This is a genomic window from Pseudoalteromonas sp. C8, from assembly GCF_011378685.1.
In the GTDB taxonomy this organism is placed as follows: domain Bacteria; phylum Pseudomonadota; class Gammaproteobacteria; order Enterobacterales; family Alteromonadaceae; genus Pseudoalteromonas; species Pseudoalteromonas arctica.
Genome location: NZ_WTKT01000001.1, coordinates 307,374 through 323,158, shown reverse-complemented (window position 1 = coordinate 323,158; position 15,785 = coordinate 307,374). Strand labels below are relative to the sequence as shown.

Here is a 15,785-nt window from a genome sequence, read left to right as displayed (position 1 = left end):
TTATCCTACTTGACTAAAAATATACCCTTGGTAACCCAAAAATGCTATTAGCAATAAGCCGCCTTCTACTCTATTGATACGTTGGGTGCCTCTAAAGTTCAATGACATAATAATGAGAGCAAGTGTTGCACCAATCATAATTAATACGTCTCGGCTTACTAATGATGGGTCAATGGCAGAAGGGTTAATAATACCGGCAAGTGGTAATACCGCTAGAATATTAAATATGTTTGAGCCAACAATATTACCTAGTGCTAAATCATCTTCATTTTTAAGTACACCTGCAACCGAAGCGGCAAGTTCAGGCAAACTAGTACCGATGGCAATAATTGTTAAGCCAATGACTAAGTCGCTTAAGCCGAAGTATTTAGCAATATCGACAGCCGAACCTATTAAAAAATGAGAGCTAACAGGTAGGAGTATCATGCCGACAACTAACCAAAATACCGCTTTTTTCGTAGGTACATCGTTAGGGACATCGTCGCAGGCTTCTGAGACAAATGGGTCATCTTGGTTTTTTGCACGCATAGATACAATAATTAACCCACCGATGAATACGATAAAGCCAACCAAAAGTGCAACACCTTCATTAAATGAAAAGTAGTTATCTGAGAACACATACCAAGAAGCTAAAGATACGAGCATCACTAATGGCATTTCACGTTTTAACGTACTAGATGAAACTGAAAGAGGGCGAAATAGAGCAGTGATACCTAACACAAGTAAAATGTTTGTAATATTAGAGCCAACAGCATTGCCAACCGCTGTGTCGGTTTTGTTAGCCAGAGCGGCAGAGGCTGAAACCATCATTTCGGGTGCTGAAGAGCCCATAGCTACCACGGTTAAACCAACAATAAGTGTAGGTACACCAAAGTTTTTAGCAAGAGCCGCAGCGCCATAAACAAACCTGTCTGCACTCCAAACAAGAGCTGCAAAACCAAGAATTAAAATAACAAACGAGGTAACCATTGTGTTAAGCCAGTTATACAAAATACGGATGGCGCGAATAGTAACAAAAGCCAAGATGAAAGTATAAATAAAAGAGTAAGGTCAACTAGGTAACAATGCTGCTTTTAAACAGCTAATTTAAAAATTTAAGCCGGGGTTAAGCTGTTTTGAGCGAGTCTTATAATCCTTTTCATGGGTGTATTACAAAATCTTACGAATTGTTTTTTCCATCTTTGACAAAAAAGCTTTAAAATAGGTGCACTAGTGAACATTTTTATGGAGAGCGACTTGTCGCAATCAATAGTAGAAGTCAAGGATGTTAGCTTTTCGAGAGGCAATAGAACTATATATAAAAATATGAGTTTTAGCGTTCCTAAAGGTAAAATTACTGCGATCATGGGGCCAAGCGGAATTGGCAAAACCACTATGTTGCGTTTAATTGGTGGTCAGCTTAAACCAGATTCAGGTGATATTTTATTTGAAGGTGGCAGCATTCCTAAAATGTCTCGTAAAGAGTTATACGAAGCACGTACTAAAATGAGCATGCTTTTTCAAAGTGGTGCGCTGTTTACTGATATGTCGGTATTTGACAATATTGCGTTTCCTATAAGAGAGCACACAAAGCTAAGTGAAGACCTTATCCGATTAGTTGTATTAATGAAATTGCAAGCGGTTGGGCTACGTGGCGCTAAAGATTTAATGCCCTCTGAGTTATCGGGCGGTATGGCAAGACGTGCTGCACTTGCGCGCGCTATAGCACTTGATCCAGAGCTAATCATGTACGATGAACCATTTGCAGGACAAGATCCTATTTCGATGGGCGTATTGGTTAAGCTAATTAAGTCGCTTAACGAAGTATTGAGTTTATCGTCTTTAATTGTGACACACGATGTGACAGAGGTAATGAGTATTGCCGATCACGTTATAATTATCGCCGATCAAGGTGTAATTGGTTGTGGTACTCCTGATGAAATGCGCAATCATGAATCTCCTTTAGTTCAACAGTTTTTAAAAGGCTTGTCGGATGGTCCGGTACCATTTCATTTTCCGGCTCAAGCTTATGCAGACGAACTACTTGGAGAAAAAGCATAATGTTGGATTTATTTCAAAAGCTAGGGCATAAAACGCTAGGACGTTTTGCGGCTCTTGGCCGTTCGGCTTATATGCTGTTTAGTGCGCTTGCGCATGTTCCTAATTTTAAAAAAGGCACACCGTTACTTGTTCGCCAACTTTATATGGTGGGTTCGCAATCGTTACTGATTATTATGGTGTCGGGTTTGTTTATCGGCATGGTGTTGGCTCTACAAGGTTACACCGTATTAGTTGGTTATGGCGCTGAGGATAGTTTAGGGCCGTTAGTGGCACTGAGTTTATTGCGAGAACTGGGCCCGGTTGTTACTGCATTACTGTTTGCAGGACGCGCAGGTAGCGCATTGACTGCTGAAATTGGCTTAATGAAAGCAACAGAGCAACTTTCATCACTTGAAATGATGGCAATCGATCCGCTAAAACGTATTATTGCACCGCGCTTTTGGGCGGGTTTTATAAGCATGCCATTGCTTGCATTGATATTTTCAGCCGTAGCAATCATAGGCGCTCATTTAGTGGGTGTAGATTGGCTGGGGGTTGATACAGGTAGTTTTTGGTCAATCATGCAATCACAAGTGTCGTTTCAGCAAGACATACTAAACGGTATTATTAAGAGTTTTGTATTTGCCATAGTGGTGACCTGGATTGCGCTTTATAAAGGATATGACTGTGTGCCGACCTCAGAAGGGATCAGCAAAGCAACCACCGAAACGGTTGTTCATTCGTCATTAGCAGTTTTAGGTTTTGACTTTATTTTGACAGCGGTAATGTTTACCAGCTAATAGGGTATAGATAATGAATTCACGGAAATTAGAAATTTTAGTTGGTTTTTTTGTAGCGCTTGGCATTTTAGCTTTTGCGATGCTCGCACTTAAAGTTGCCAATTCAGGTATTAGTGGCTCTGGCGAAACATATACGCTTAATGCCAAGTTTGAAAACATTGGCTCGTTAAAAGCGCGTGCACCGGTAAAAGTAGGTGGTGTTGTAATTGGTCGTGTTGAATCAATTTATGTTCACCCACAAGAATTTTTACCAGTCGTTAATATGACTATTGATGCACAGTACTTATGTCGTTTTTCAGACACGAGTTCAATCTCTATTTTAACCTCGGGTATTTTAGGCGAGCAGTACTTAGGTATTCACCCTGTAATTTCTCCAGATTCGGCTAAGCAACGTTGTTTAGGCGAAACAGTGACTGAGAACAAGCAAGATGAAGCAATTGACGATTTGTTTGGTGTGGAAAGTAAAGCACTAGGTGATGGCGATTCAATTACCGACACTAAGTCTGCCATTGTACTTGAAGAATTAATCGGGCAGTTTTTATTCAACCAAGGTAGTGAGTAATTATTATGTTGAAAAAGTTTTTAGCTATTGTAGCAATTAGCACAATGACGCTAACTCAAAGCGTAAGTGCAGCAGATGTGAAATTGGTTGATCCAAATAAAATGGTACGCCAAGTTGCCGATAATACATTTGCACGTATTAAAAAAGATCAGCCATTAATTGTTAAAAATCAAGAGCATCTTCGCGTAATCGTTGAAGAAGAATTAATGCCTTATATCGACTACAAATATGCAGCACTTCGCGTACTAGGTAGTGAAGTATCTAAAGTACGTGCAATTACCGACGAAGCTGAAAAAGCCAAAGCAATTAAAGAAATTCAACGCTTTATTGGTGTGTTTAGAGAGTATTTAGTTGCTACTTATGCAGGTGTATTCACTCAATATACAAACCAGAAAGTTGAGTTTGGTGCAGAACAAGCATTTAAAGGCAAAGATGTCGTTGTCGTTAAAACTAAAATTATTGAAGATGGTAAACCTGATATCAGAATCGATTTTAAAGTACGCGAAGACCGTGACGGTGAATGGCGCGCGTACGATATGATTGCTGAAGGTATTAGTTTACTAGACGCAAAACAAAGTGAGCTACAAGGTATTTTGCGTCAGCAAGGTATTGATAATGTAAGTAACCTTTTAGAGCAAAAGAGTCAGCTACCAGTTCAGTTTAGAGGCAGTAACTCGAATGACTAAATTGGCAATAAGCCAAGTTGATGGACAACATTTTCGAGTAAACGGTGAGCTTACTCGAAATTCAATTGGCGATGAACAGCTTCTGAACAACAAGCTATTAACCAAGCATAAAATCATCTATTTCGACCTAAGTGGTGTATCTAGGGTTGACACAGCGGGCTTAGCTTGGTTAATTCACTCTTTTGCAGAATTAAAGCAGCAAGGCATTCGCCTTGAATTGCAAAACCTACCTGAGCAATTGCAAAATTTAATGCAATTGGGTCAGGTTACAACCCTATTTGAGTGAGAGTTATGGAAACTAGCCAAGTCGAAACATTATTACGCGAAGAACTTCAATTAGCTGAAGTACATGTAAAAGCCAATGGTAGTCATTATGAAGTTGTTGCAGTAGGTGAATGCTTTGACGGTTTAAGCCGAGTTAAAAAGCAGCAGCTAGTTTATGGCCCATTAATGAATACAATTTCAGATGGCACAATTCACGCAGTATCTATTCGTGCATTTACTCCTGTAGAGTGGAAGCGTGAACAAAAATTTATTTTACCGCAATAAATAGGGCCTCTTAATGGATCAATTTGTAATTCAAGGTGGTACTTCACTTGCTGGTGAAGTGACTATTTCTGGCGCTAAAAATGCCGCACTTCCTATTTTGTTTGCTTCATTATTAGCTGATGGAAAAAGTACATTTACTAATGTACCGCGCCTTCGCGATATAGTGACCACTGAAGCCTTATTAAAAACTCTAGGCGCTGATGTTAATTGGCACGGCGATACGCTAGTGATTGACGGCGCAACGGTTAATAAAACATTAGCGCCATACGACTTAGTTAAGCAAATGCGTGCCTCTGTACTTGCATTAGGCCCTTTAGTTGCTCGTTTTGGTGAAGCTCAAGTGTCTTTACCTGGTGGGTGTGCTATTGGTGCTCGCCCTGTTGATATACATATTCAAGGTTTGGAGCGCATGGGCGCACAAATAAACGTTGAAAATGGTTATATTAATGCCAAGGTAAACGGTCGCTTAAAAGGCGCTGAAATATTTATGGAAATGGTAAGCGTAGGCGCTACCGAAAATCTATTGATGGCAGCAGCCCTCGCTGATGGTAAAACCATACTTGATAATGCTGCACGCGAGCCCGAAATAATTGATTTAGCTAACTGCTTAATTGCTATGGGCGCTAAAATTACGGGTGCAGGCACTAGCCGCATTGAAGTTGAAGGCGTTGAGCGTTTAGCAGGATGCGAGCACAGCATTTTACCAGACAGAATAGAAACAGGTACATTTTTAGTCGCTGCAGCAATGGCAGGCGGTGAAGTACTTTGTAAAAACACTGACTTTCATTCTCTTGAGCCTGTGATTGAAAAGTTACGCGCAACAAATGCACATCTAGAAGTGCATAACGACAGTATTTATCTTGATATGCGCGGCCGAGAACTGAGAGCCGTGAATATTAAAACAGCTCCACACCCAGGTTTCCCTACGGATATGCAAGCTCAGTTTACAGCATTAAATGTAGTAGCGAATGGTAGTGCGACTATTACAGAAACGATTTTTGAAAACCGTTTTATGCATGTACCTGAGTTGCAGCGTATGGGCGCTAATATTCGTTTAGAAGGGCATACCGCAATTTGTGGTGAGACTGAGAGCCTAACGGGCGCGCAAGTGATGGCAACCGACCTACGCGCTTCAGCTAGCTTAATCTTAACGGGTATAGTGGCACAGGGTGAAACGGTTGTTGACCGTATTTATCACGTTGATAGAGGCTATCAGCGCATTGAAGATAAGCTAAGTGCGTTGGGTGCAAATATTAAACGTCGAAGTAGTTAAGTAGATATTTAACTAGCTAAGCTATTTTAAAAAGGTCGGATACGCAAATTGCTATCCGACCTTTTTATTGACGATGTATGAAAGTTGGTATTATTTTTTATTAAAGCTTTGTTTCAAGCTCAGCTACCACCACCATGATTTTTTCTATTTTACCATTCCGGTAAAGCTCAAATTCTATTTCTTTACCGGGTTCTGTATTACCTATTTCTTCCAGCACTTTTTGTGGATTTGCTACCGAAAGCCCTGCAATTTTAATAACAATATCTTGCTCTTCAATGCCAGCTTGCCATGCTGGTCCCAAAGGGTCTAAATTAGTAATACGCATGCCAGTAACTGGGGTTAGGCTGTCGTTCACTTCCTTGCCGGTACTATCTACTGCTGTGCCTTCAAAGCCTAAATAGCCGCGCACAACGCGACCATGACGAATGAGCTTACCCATTACTTTTTTAGCAAGTGAGTAAGGAACCGCAAAGAATATTCCTTGAATATTCAAGTTCTCACGCGTTTTAAACTGCGCAGAAGTAATGCCGACTAAATCACCATTGGAGTTAACTAATGCGCCGCCAGAGTTGCCCACATTAATAGCCGCATCCATTTGCAATAAGTTATTGTACGGACTGTCTGTAATTTTTTGCTTACCCGTTGCGCTAATAATGCCTTGCGTGATTGTTTGGCCTAAATTAAGCGGGTTACCTATGGCAAGTACAACATCGCCTACACTGGATACATAGCTATCATTTACAGGAATTACCGGAAGGTGATCTGCATTTATTTTAAGTAAGGCTAAATCAGTAATAGTATCAAAACCAATTAGCTGTACATCAAAAAAGCGTCTGCCATCGGTTAGAATAACCATAATTTGATCTGCATTATTAACAACATGGTAGTTGGTAAGAATGTAACCGTCTTGCGACATGATGACGCCAGAGCCTAGCTCTTGTACCGTGTTTTTTCTTTTATAACGAGGTTCTTTGGAAATACTTTCTGAAAAAATAGTAACCACAGAAGGAGCTGCTCGTTTAACTGCATCAGAAAAACTCAGGTGACTCGAACTCATTGCGCTTGGTAGGGGAACATTTGGAAGTAAAGCCGCTCGCATATTAGGGCTGAAAAAAACCACTAAAAAAGCAATACTTAGGCCTGCAAATAAAGGGGGAAGAATAAATTTTATTAGTTTCAGCACGATTTTCTTATTATGTAAGTGAGCAATCTCTTTATGATGACATAAAAAAAATAACAGCGGCAAGTGCCACTGTTATTTTTATTACATTAATAGTGCTATTTATTACTGAATTAAAATAAATATAGACTCACGACCACGTTGCACGCCAAGTACTATATTACCTTTTGTACTGTCGATGATTTTATTCATGTCGCGAATCGTTTCAACTCGTTGACGATTCACTTGCATAATAATATCACCTTCTTCAAGGCCAACACGGGCAGACGGTGAGCGAGGATCTACAGAAGTAACCTCAACACCTTTATTACTGTTTTTTTGTACATTTTCAAGTGTCGCGCCTTGGAATGCAGGATGGAGTTCTTCACCGGTCGCTGTAACACCTGATGCACCATCAAGGGTTACTTTCACTGTTTTAATTTTACCATCGCGGTAAATGCCTAGTTTTATCTCACGGCCTTCACCTAGCGTAGCAATTTTGCTGCGTAGTTCATGAAAACCACTAATGTCGCCACCGTTAATGCTAACAATAACGTCACCAGCTTCAATTCCAGCCTTACTTGCGGCAGTGTCGTCCATTACTTGCATTACATAAGCACCTTGTTTGACATCAAGTTGCTGTGCTTTTGCAAGTCCAGCATCAAGTGGACGACCAGAAATGCCTAACGAGCCTCGACGGACTTCACCATGTTCAATAATTTGATCGACTAGATTTTTCATCATATTAGATGGAATCGCAAAACCAATACCCACGTTGCCGCCAGAAGCACCTAAAATAGCGGTATTAATACCAATCAACTCACCATTGAGGTTAACTAAGGCACCGCCAGAATTACCTTGGTTAATAGCTGCGTCGGTTTGAATGAAATCTTCGTAGCCCTCAATGTTTAAACCACTTCGACCAAGGGCACTAACAATACCTGATGTAACTGTGTGGCTAAGGCCAAATGGGTTACCAATAGCGACAGCAAAGTCACCCACTCGTAAATTATCTGAGTTTGCGAGTTTGATTTCAGTTAAGTCATCAGCGTCTATTTGTAAAAGAGCGATGTCTGATTCTGTATCAGTACCAATTTTAGTTGCTTCAAATTCACGGCCATCTTCGAGAGTAACTACCATTTTTTCGGCGTCTTGGATTACGTGGTTATTAGTCACTACATAGCCCTCATTAGCATCAATAATGACCCCAGAACCTAATCCACTAAATTGGCGTTTTTGACTGCGAGGCTGTTGCTGTCCAAAAAAATATTCGAGTGGATCTGCACGGCGGCGTACTTCTTTAGAGCCTGAAACTTGGATACTTACAACACCAGGAGATATTTTCTCTAGCATGGGGGCAAGAGTGGGTAGTTGTTGACCATTTACTGCAATTGGCATTTTTGCATAAGACGCTACAGGGCTCATTAATAAGCTTGTAGATAGAATAGCTGCGCTGATAAGTGATAATTTCATTTTCATAGTCAGGGGTAACTCCACTTAAGATAAAGCAAAAACAAAAAGGGCTACTTTAAAAGCAGCCCTTTTTGGTTTATTAAGATAAAACAACAAAGCTGTTATATCTAAAGACTATGGGGTCTAAAAAAAGTTCATCAAGATACTTTAGAATGTTCTGAAACTTTATTTTGACCAGCAAATAAACCAGATTCACCCGATACATAATCAGCTGGTTGTGCTGCGGCTGAAGAACGATCTGAACGACGCTCTTTTAAAGACGCTTGTAGTTGTTCTGTTGTTTCTTTAGAAAAATAAGGTTCTGCTGGTGCTTTATTTCTATCTTCTAAAAGAAGTTGGTTTGTTTCTTCAACGTGACTAAGCAGTTGATCATAGTTTTCTTTCATTTTATTTACGAGCTTGCCAGTATTCGCTAAATGATCAGCTACATCTTGACGATACTGCTCTAACGCATTTTCAGCTTGCTCTGCCTGCTCTTTTAATTCATCTTGTTTGAATTGTTTTTTAGTAACAAATGCGCCAATAAAAAATGCTACAACAGCAGCAATAACAATTAAACCTACCCACATAACTGTGCCCATAAAAACTACCCCTTTGGGAAAATAACTAACGAATGCCGATTCAATTATAAATCATACTAAGTGTAATATACCCCGAGTTATGATGCGTGTTAATATGCTTTGCAAATTAAACTGTGTTTTAACTGTAAATAGATATGACTCCTTGGCAAACATACCAACAAGACTTAAAGCGAGATGACTTTGTACACGACGCAGCACAAGAAAATGCTGTGCGCCATTTACAACGTCTATACGATGACCTGACTCAGGCAAAGCCAAAACAAAAAGGTTTTTTTGCTAAGTTATTTAGTAAAGATGAACCTGCGCCTATAAAAGGTTTGTACTTTTGGGGTGGAGTAGGGCGTGGTAAAACTTATTTAGTTGACACTTTTTACGAATCACTACCGGGCACACGTAAAATGCGCGTGCACTTTCATCGATTCATGCACCGAGTGCATAATGAGCTTAAAAAACTAAACAATACGGCTAATCCATTAGAAAAAATAGCCGACACTTTCAAAGCTGAAACAGACATAATTTGTTTTGATGAGTTTTTTGTTCAAGACATTACCGATGCTATGTTGCTAGGTGGCTTAATGGAAGCGCTATTTGCACGGGGTATAGTACTTGTTGCTACATCTAATATAGTGCCTGATGAGCTTTACAGAAATGGCTTGCAGCGTGCCCGCTTTGTCCCTGCTATAGAACTGGTTAAGCTCAATACAGAAATAGTTAATGTAGACTCAGGTATTGATTATCGGTTGCGTACCTTAGAGCAAGCCGAAATTTTTCATAGTCCGTTAGATAAAGAAGCGGATAAAAACTTATTTGAATACTTCGATAAGCTATCGTCAGAGCCTGGACAATTAGATGAGCCGATAGAGATAGAAGGTCGTTTAATCAAAACGCGAAAAGTAGCTAAATGCGTGGTGATGTTTGAGTTTAGTGAATTATGCGAAACAGCGCGTAGTCAGGTTGATTACATGGAGATTAGCCGCTTATATAATACGGTGATTATTTCTAACGTAAAACAGCTCGGGCAAACTAATGATGATGCCGCTAGACGCTTTATTGCTTTAGTGGATGAATTTTACGAGCGCCATGTAACTTTAATTATATCGGCTGAAAAACCTATTACCGAACTTTATACCCAAGGTAATTTAAACTTTGAATTTAAGCGCTGTATAAGCCGTTTGCAAGAAATGCAGTCTCTAGAGTATTTAGCTAGAGAGCATTTGGTTTAAATTAGTAGGTAAAAGTGTAATAGGTTAGCCATTAAAAATAAGAGGTGCATATATAGTACTTCTTATTTCTAAAATTTCTTGTGGAAAAAACAACCGGCGAGTAGCAATGTGTTTTAAGTGCTGGTATACTCCCGCGTCTGCCACGTTGCGTTCTATGCCCTCATATAGTCTAGCCACTTGTGAGCGGCGCAAAAGTCTAAAACTCGAAGGGGTTATAGCAAACTTAGAGCAGTAGTTAATATTAACTACTTGTGGTTTTAATTGAAAAACATTGGATTTTTATAAATGAAAACGTTTGTTGCTAAACCAGAAACAGTAAAACGTGACTGGTACGTAGTTGACGCTGAAGGTAAAACTTTAGGTCGCATCGCTACTGAAATCGCTCATCGCCTACGCGGTAAGCATAAAGTTGAATATACACCGCACGTAGATACTGGTGATTATATCATCGTTATCAACGCTGAAAAAGTTACTGTAACTGGTAACAAATTCAAAAACAAAGTGTACTATTCACACTCTGGTTTTCCAGGTGGTCTTAAGTCTACTACTTTTGATAAACTTCAAGCTGCAAAGCCTGAAATGATCATCGAGAAGGCTGTTAAGGGCATGTTGCCACGTGGTCCTTTAGGCCGCGCTATGTACCGTAAACTTAAAGTTTACACAGGTACTGAGCACAACCATGCTGCACAACAGCCTCAGGTTCTAGACATTTAAGGAGCACCATCATGGCAAATCAATACTACGGTACAGGTCGTCGTAAAAGTTCAAGTGCTCGCGTATTCTTACGCCCAGGCACTGGTAACATCGTAATCAACAAACGCTCTCTAGAAGAGTATTTTGGTCGCGAAACAGCACGCATGGTTGTTCATCAAGCTCTTGAGCTAGTTGATATGACTGAAAAATTTGACCTTTACATCACCGTTTCTGGTGGTGGTACAACGGGTCAAGCTGGTGCTATCCGTCATGGTATCACTCGTGCACTTATGGAGTTTGACGAATCATTACGTTCACAACTTCGTAAAGCAGGTTTTGTTACACGTGATGCACGTAAAGTTGAACGTAAGAAAGTGGGTCTTAAGAAAGCGCGTAAGCGTCCACAGTTCTCAAAACGTTAATCTATACGTTATCAAGAATTCAAAAACCCAGCTTATGCTGGGTTTTTTGTTTTCAAATCAAAATGTTTACATTTGCAACTTAATATAAAGTTATTTATATCGACGGTGATACTGGGTGATTGCAGCAATTAATGATGATCAAATTGATTAATAACTGCGTATTAATCAAACGAAAGTTAAAAAACACTCAGATAGCTGCAAAAAAGTTAAATAATTATCGTAATTAGTTTAAATCCATCAGTTAATTGGTGGAATTTTTTGCTACAATTGGCATTGAAGTAAAATGAGTGAGTTTAACCGCACTATGTACAGTTTTTACTGTTTCCTCTTAGTGGTGTTGATCTTGGTCAGTATATTGTTTTTACAGAAGCGTTATTATAGTCGTTCGGCTTTATTCTCGAGCTTACTTAATCAAATTTTGATCAAGTTAGTTTTATTCGAGCATAGGGCTTTGAATAACCTTGTTTTAATCAAGGGTTTTAATTATGATCGCTTCTATTTTAAAAATTCGAATAATTAACCTGCTGTAACTGATGTTCTCAATATAGCAAGTGTTGAGAATCATAGTGGAGATAAGTGGATGAGCAATGCGCCTGTAGACAATGGCCGACGTCGCTTTTTAACCATAGCTACCTCTGTTGTAGGTGGTGTTGGTGCGGCTGGGGCTGCTGTTCCTTTTATTGCGTCTTGGAATCCAAGTGAGCGAGCTAAATCTGCGGGTGCGCCTGTAGAAGTAGATATCAGCAAACTTGAACCGGGACAATTAATACGTGTCGAGTGGCGTGGTAAACCTGTATGGGTTGTATCACGGACCCCAAAAATGCTTGAGCAAATGAAAGAACATGAAGGTCAACTTCGTGATCCGCATTCGCAAGAGCCACAACAATTAGAATCATCAACAAATGATTACCGTTCATTACGTCCAGAAATCTTTCTGGCTGTAGGTATTTGTACGCATTTAGGGTGTTCACCTGGCTTTTTCCAAGGTAACTTTAGTGAGAAAGTTGAAGGAACCGATGATGGCTTCTATTGCCCATGTCATGGTTCTAAATTTGATATGGCTGGCCGTGTATTTCAATCGGTACCTGCTCCATTAAACTTAGAGATACCACCTTATACTTTTCTTGATGAGACCACTATTTTAGTGGGCGAAGAAAAAGGGGCAGCCTAATGTTTGGTAAGATTATTGGTTGGATAGACGACCGTATCCCAATGACACGTGTTTGGAACATGCATATTGCACAGTATCCAGCACCTAAAAACTTTAACTTCTGGTACTTTTTTGGCTCATTAGCCATGTTGGTACTAGTAAACCAAATCCTAACGGGTATTTGGTTAACGATGAACTTTGTTCCGTCTTCTGAAGGTGCATTCGCTTCAGTAGAATACATCATGCGTGATGTAGAATATGGCTGGTTATTACGTTACTTGCACTCAACCGGTGCATCAGCGTTTTTCATCGTTGTATATATGCATATGTTCCGTGGCATGATCTACGGTTCTTATCAAAAACCACGTGAGTTACTGTGGTTATTTGGTATGTTTATTTTCTTAGCGCTAATGGCTGAAGCATTCATGGGGTATTTATTACCATGGGGGCAAATGTCGTTCTGGGGTGCACAGGTAATCATCTCCTTATTCGGGGCTATTCCGGTTATTGGTGATGACTTAACACTTTGGATCCGTGGTGACTATGTAATATCAGGTGCAACGCTTAACCGCTTCTTTGCATTACATGTAATTGCACTACCACTGGTTATTGTAATCTTAGTTTTCTTACACATTGTTGCTCTACACGAAGTGGGTTCAAATAACCCTGAAGGTATTGAGATTAAACGTAAGAAAGGCTCAGTAGCTGAAGAAGATAAGCCTAAATTTAAATTTCATGAGTATTACACTGACAAGAAAGATATTGTTGATGCGATACCGTTCCACCCTTACTACACAGTTAAAGATATTGTGGGTGTGGTTGGTTTCTTAATATTGTTCTGTTGGGTTGTGTTCTTTATGCCAGCGATGAATGGCTTCTTTTTAGAAGGTCCAAACTTCGAGGCAGCTAACCCACTTAAAACACCTGAGCATATTTTCCCGGTTTGGTATTTTACGCCATTCTATGCAATCTTACGTGCAATCCCTGATAAGTTAATCGGTGTTGCGGCGATGGGTGCATCGATTGTGGTACTTGCGTTACTACCTTGGGTAGACCGTGGTAGAGTTAAATCGGTTCGTTACCGTTGTGGTTTCCATAAATGGAACATTGCAGGTTTTGTTGTAACTTTCGTTCTTCTAGGTTGGGTGGGCGCAACTCCACAAACTGATATGAAAACGATTATTTCTCAAATCTGTACTGTGACTTACTTTATGTTCTTCGTACTGTTGTTTGTATACAGTAAGAACGAAAAAACTAAGCCATTGCCAGAGAGGTTAACGAAATGATGAAGAAGCTTATTATTGGTTTATTTGCTTTATCAGTAAACTTGTTGCCGAACATGGTTATGGCAGCGGGTCCATCGGTTCCTTTAATGGAAGCGAACAACGACCTTACTGATCAACCATCTTTACAACGCGGTGCAAAGTTGTTCATGAACTACTGTCTTGGTTGTCACCAAATGCAGTATCAACGTTATGAACGTACTTTTCGTGATATCGGTATCCCAACAGAGGTTGGTTTAGAGCAGTTGATTTTTGACGGTTCTAAAGTTGGTAGTCATATTACTAACGCGATTACAAAAGACGATGCAGCAAAATGGTTTGGTGCGGCTCCGCCGGATTTAACTCTAATTGCTCGTGTAAAATCACCAGATTATATTTACACGTACTTAAAATCGTTTTATAAAGATGAATCTCGCCCGTTTGGGGTTAACAACATTGTTTTCCCATCGGTAGGTATGCCTCACGTTCTTCAAGAACTACAAGGTTTACCAACACCTATCACTAAAGAAGTACAAGAGCATGGTCACACTGTGACTAAAGTTATTGCTACTGAAACAGATGGTACGGGCGAATTAAGCATAGATGAATACGACCAAGCGGCTCGTGATTTAACAAACTTCCTTGAGTACGTGGGTGAACCTTCACGTCTTGAATCGGAAGCGCTAGGTATTAAGGTAATAGGATTTTTAATTATCCTGTTTATCTTGGCATTTATGCTTAAGAAAGAATACTGGAGAGATGTTCATTAGGTTGAACATTTTTAAAGGTAATTTTGCAATAGGGGCTTAAGCCCCTTTTGCTGTTTTAGTTATTTAATGGAGGTATAGGCATGGCCGTAGCTGCCAATAAGCGCCCTGTAATGACCCTTTTTTCTGGTGCTAACTGTATGTATAGCCACCAAGTACGTATTGTACTTGCGGAAAAAGGTGTAAGTGTAGATATTCATTTGGCTGAAAAAGATAACTTGCCAGAAGCACTTCACGAAATTAACCCTTACGGTACAGTGCCAACACTGATTGACCGTGAGCTTGGTTTATACCAGGCAAACATCATCATGGAATACCTTGATGAACGTTTTCCTCATCCTCCACTAATGCCTGTTTACCCGGTAATGCGTGGTCGTAGCCGCTTAATGATGCATCGTATTGATACTGATTGGTACAGCCTAGCTGACAAAATCAGTAACAACACGTCAGACGCTGCTCAAGCTCGTAAAGAGCTAACAGAAGCATTGCTTGCTGTAGCACCTATTTTTAGCGAAGCACCTTACTTTATGAGTGAAGAGTTTAGCTTAGTAGACTGTTATTTAGCTCCACTATTATGGCGTTTACCAGAGTTTGGTATTGAGCTTAATGGTGCAGGTTCTAAAGAGCTTAAAGAGTACATGATCCGTTTATTTGAACGTGAGTCATTCCAAGCCTCTTTAACTGAAGCTGAGCGTGAGATCCGTTTATAATGACGCCTAATCGTCCTTATTTATTACGTGCTTTTTTTGATTGGATAGTCGATAACGAGTGTACACCGCATTTAGTGGTAGACGCTGGATTTGCAAATGTACAAGTGCCAACACAATTTGTTCAAGACGGACAAATTGTTTTAAACATAAGTCCATCAGCGGTCACACAGTTTTCGTTAGACTTAACCCAACTTAGCTTCAGTGCGCGCTTTGGTGGTCAGCCAATGCAAGTGTATGTACCTCTAGGTGCTGTGCTTGCAATATACGCGCGTGAAAATGGCGAAGGAACAGTCTTTACCGCAGATGAGTTTTTAGAGGACGAAGACGATTTTGTGCCAGAGCTTGAAAGTGTTGATTCATCAGCTGAGTTTATTGATGAAACACCACCAGAAAAGCCTGAGAAGAAAAAAGGCTCTCATTTACGCGTTATTAAATAATAAGTAAATGCCAAAAAAA

The 15,785-nt window shown here is 40.0% G+C and carries 19 protein-coding genes; 15 read left to right on the top strand and 4 right to left on the bottom strand.

Translation table 11 applies throughout. The annotated features are described in order from the left end of the window. On the bottom strand, positions 1-969 hold the full coding sequence (locus GQR39_RS01470) for a calcium/sodium antiporter (RefSeq protein WP_165734633.1): 969 nt from the start codon (positions 967-969) through the stop codon (positions 1-3). Positions 970-1,224: 255 nt separating this feature from the next. On the opposite strand from GQR39_RS01470, the gene GQR39_RS01465 reads away from it, so the two are divergent. Genes GQR39_RS01465 through murA form a run of 7 tightly spaced genes read left to right on the top strand, consistent with a single transcriptional unit; the run spans position 1,225 to position 5,889 of the window. Next, complete coding sequence (locus tag GQR39_RS01465; RefSeq protein ID WP_076916424.1) at positions 1,225-2,040, top strand: ATP-binding cassette domain-containing protein; 816 nt, start codon at positions 1,225-1,227, stop codon at positions 2,038-2,040. Beyond that, the gene (gene mlaE, locus GQR39_RS01460; protein ID WP_002957949.1) at positions 2,040-2,819 is read left to right on the top strand and encodes a lipid asymmetry maintenance ABC transporter permease subunit MlaE; all 780 of its coding nucleotides are present in this window, start codon (positions 2,040-2,042) and stop codon (positions 2,817-2,819) included. The genes GQR39_RS01465 and mlaE overlap by 1 nt, the downstream gene beginning before the upstream one ends. A gap of 13 nt (positions 2,820-2,832) precedes the next feature. Next, positions 2,833-3,381 carry an outer membrane lipid asymmetry maintenance protein MlaD gene (gene mlaD, locus GQR39_RS01455; RefSeq protein WP_002957950.1) on the top strand — a complete coding sequence of 183 codons (549 nt, stop codon included), beginning with the start codon at positions 2,833-2,835 and terminating at the stop codon, positions 3,379-3,381. 5 nt (positions 3,382-3,386) lie between these two features. Beyond that, positions 3,387-4,067 (top strand): ABC transporter substrate-binding protein, encoded by a 681-nt coding sequence (locus GQR39_RS01450; protein ID WP_165734632.1) that lies wholly within the window; start codon positions 3,387-3,389, stop codon positions 4,065-4,067. After that, on the top strand, positions 4,060-4,353 hold the full coding sequence (locus tag GQR39_RS01445) for an STAS domain-containing protein (RefSeq protein ID WP_010554274.1): 294 nt from the start codon (positions 4,060-4,062) through the stop codon (positions 4,351-4,353). The genes GQR39_RS01450 and GQR39_RS01445 overlap by 8 nt, the downstream gene beginning before the upstream one ends. 5 nt (positions 4,354-4,358) lie before the next feature. Continuing rightward, positions 4,359-4,616 carry a BolA family protein gene (locus GQR39_RS01440; RefSeq protein WP_002957953.1) on the top strand — a complete coding sequence of 86 codons (258 nt, stop codon included), beginning with the start codon at positions 4,359-4,361 and terminating at the stop codon, positions 4,614-4,616. Positions 4,617-4,629: 13 nt separating this feature from the next. Beyond that, positions 4,630-5,889, top strand: a complete 1,260-nt coding sequence (gene murA / locus GQR39_RS01435; protein ID WP_007580318.1) for a UDP-N-acetylglucosamine 1-carboxyvinyltransferase — start codon at positions 4,630-4,632, stop codon at positions 5,887-5,889. Between the two features lie 100 nt (positions 5,890-5,989). Here murA and GQR39_RS01430 read toward each other — a convergent pair whose 3' ends face one another. The 3 genes from GQR39_RS01430 to GQR39_RS01420 all read right to left on the bottom strand — a co-directional run bounded on the left by GQR39_RS01430 (position 5,990) and on the right by GQR39_RS01420 (position 9,102). Beyond that, the gene (locus GQR39_RS01430; RefSeq protein ID WP_007580320.1) at positions 5,990-7,072 is read right to left on the bottom strand and encodes a trypsin-like peptidase domain-containing protein; all 1,083 of its coding nucleotides are present in this window, start codon (positions 7,070-7,072) and stop codon (positions 5,990-5,992) included. Positions 7,073-7,174: 102 nt separating this feature from the next. Then, positions 7,175-8,527 (bottom strand): Do family serine endopeptidase, encoded by a 1,353-nt coding sequence (locus tag GQR39_RS01425; RefSeq protein WP_165734631.1) that lies wholly within the window; start codon positions 8,525-8,527, stop codon positions 7,175-7,177. Positions 8,528-8,658: 131 nt separating this feature from the next. Then, a complete protein-coding gene (locus GQR39_RS01420; RefSeq protein WP_007580324.1) occupies positions 8,659-9,102 on the bottom strand; it encodes a YhcB family protein in 444 nt (147 codons plus the stop codon). A 134-nt stretch (positions 9,103-9,236) separates the two neighbouring features. Between GQR39_RS01420 and zapE the strand changes: the two genes are divergently transcribed. From zapE to GQR39_RS01380, 8 genes are all read left to right on the top strand, one after another. Continuing rightward, positions 9,237-10,325 (top strand): cell division protein ZapE, encoded by a 1,089-nt coding sequence (zapE, locus tag GQR39_RS01415; RefSeq protein ID WP_010554277.1) that lies wholly within the window; start codon positions 9,237-9,239, stop codon positions 10,323-10,325. Between the two features lie 285 nt (positions 10,326-10,610). Further along, positions 10,611-11,039 (top strand): 50S ribosomal protein L13, encoded by a 429-nt coding sequence (gene rplM, locus GQR39_RS01410; RefSeq protein ID WP_007378318.1) that lies wholly within the window; start codon positions 10,611-10,613, stop codon positions 11,037-11,039. Between the two features lie 8 nt (positions 11,040-11,047). Beyond that, positions 11,048-11,440 carry a 30S ribosomal protein S9 gene (rpsI, locus tag GQR39_RS01405; RefSeq protein ID WP_024590200.1) on the top strand — a complete coding sequence of 131 codons (393 nt, stop codon included), beginning with the start codon at positions 11,048-11,050 and terminating at the stop codon, positions 11,438-11,440. Positions 11,441-12,020: 580 nt separating this feature from the next. After that, entirely contained in the window at positions 12,021-12,611 is a 591-nt protein-coding gene (gene petA, locus GQR39_RS01400) for a ubiquinol-cytochrome c reductase iron-sulfur subunit (RefSeq protein ID WP_007580333.1), read from the top strand. Beyond that, on the top strand, positions 12,611-13,876 hold the full coding sequence (locus GQR39_RS01395; RefSeq protein ID WP_007580335.1) for a cytochrome b N-terminal domain-containing protein: 1,266 nt from the start codon (positions 12,611-12,613) through the stop codon (positions 13,874-13,876). Before petA ends, GQR39_RS01395 begins: the two co-directional genes overlap by 1 nt. Then, positions 13,873-14,622, top strand: a complete 750-nt coding sequence (locus GQR39_RS01390; RefSeq protein ID WP_007580337.1) for a cytochrome c1 — start codon at positions 13,873-13,875, stop codon at positions 14,620-14,622. Before GQR39_RS01395 ends, GQR39_RS01390 begins: the two co-directional genes overlap by 4 nt. 80 nt (positions 14,623-14,702) lie before the next feature. Next, the gene (gene sspA / locus GQR39_RS01385) at positions 14,703-15,329 is read left to right on the top strand and encodes a stringent starvation protein SspA (protein WP_002957965.1); all 627 of its coding nucleotides are present in this window, start codon (positions 14,703-14,705) and stop codon (positions 15,327-15,329) included. Further along, the gene (locus tag GQR39_RS01380; protein ID WP_007580339.1) at positions 15,329-15,766 is read left to right on the top strand and encodes a ClpXP protease specificity-enhancing factor; all 438 of its coding nucleotides are present in this window, start codon (positions 15,329-15,331) and stop codon (positions 15,764-15,766) included. The genes sspA and GQR39_RS01380 overlap by 1 nt, the downstream gene beginning before the upstream one ends. Positions 15,767-15,785: the final 19 nt, after the last annotated feature.

Bases quoted from the DNA above. Each gene is read 5' to 3' on its own strand.
- GQR39_RS01390 (WP_007580337.1), top strand. From the start codon at position 13,873: ATGATGAAGAAGCTTATTATTGGTTTATTTGCTTTATCAGTAAACTTG.
- GQR39_RS01445 (WP_010554274.1), top strand. From the start codon at position 4,060: ATGACTAAATTGGCAATAAGCCAAGTTGATGGACAACATTTTCGAGTA.
- petA (WP_007580333.1), top strand. From the start codon at position 12,021: ATGAGCAATGCGCCTGTAGACAATGGCCGACGTCGCTTTTTAACCATA.
- zapE (WP_010554277.1), top strand. From the start codon at position 9,237: ATGACTCCTTGGCAAACATACCAACAAGACTTAAAGCGAGATGACTTT.
- mlaD (WP_002957950.1), top strand. From the start codon at position 2,833: ATGAATTCACGGAAATTAGAAATTTTAGTTGGTTTTTTTGTAGCGCTT.
- GQR39_RS01420 (WP_007580324.1), bottom strand. From the start codon at position 9,102: ATGGGCACAGTTATGTGGGTAGGTTTAATTGTTATTGCTGCTGTTGTA.
- GQR39_RS01450 (WP_165734632.1), top strand. From the start codon at position 3,387: ATGTTGAAAAAGTTTTTAGCTATTGTAGCAATTAGCACAATGACGCTA.
- rplM (WP_007378318.1), top strand. From the start codon at position 10,611: ATGAAAACGTTTGTTGCTAAACCAGAAACAGTAAAACGTGACTGGTAC.
- GQR39_RS01440 (WP_002957953.1), top strand. From the start codon at position 4,359: ATGGAAACTAGCCAAGTCGAAACATTATTACGCGAAGAACTTCAATTA.
- mlaE (WP_002957949.1), top strand. From the start codon at position 2,040: ATGTTGGATTTATTTCAAAAGCTAGGGCATAAAACGCTAGGACGTTTT.
- murA (WP_007580318.1), top strand. From the start codon at position 4,630: ATGGATCAATTTGTAATTCAAGGTGGTACTTCACTTGCTGGTGAAGTG.
- GQR39_RS01425 (WP_165734631.1), bottom strand. From the start codon at position 8,527: ATGAAAATGAAATTATCACTTATCAGCGCAGCTATTCTATCTACAAGC.
- GQR39_RS01470 (WP_165734633.1), bottom strand. From the start codon at position 969: ATGGTTACCTCGTTTGTTATTTTAATTCTTGGTTTTGCAGCTCTTGTT.
- GQR39_RS01380 (WP_007580339.1), top strand. From the start codon at position 15,329: ATGACGCCTAATCGTCCTTATTTATTACGTGCTTTTTTTGATTGGATA.
- GQR39_RS01395 (WP_007580335.1), top strand. From the start codon at position 12,611: ATGTTTGGTAAGATTATTGGTTGGATAGACGACCGTATCCCAATGACA.
- GQR39_RS01465 (WP_076916424.1), top strand. From the start codon at position 1,225: ATGGAGAGCGACTTGTCGCAATCAATAGTAGAAGTCAAGGATGTTAGC.
- sspA (WP_002957965.1), top strand. From the start codon at position 14,703: ATGGCCGTAGCTGCCAATAAGCGCCCTGTAATGACCCTTTTTTCTGGT.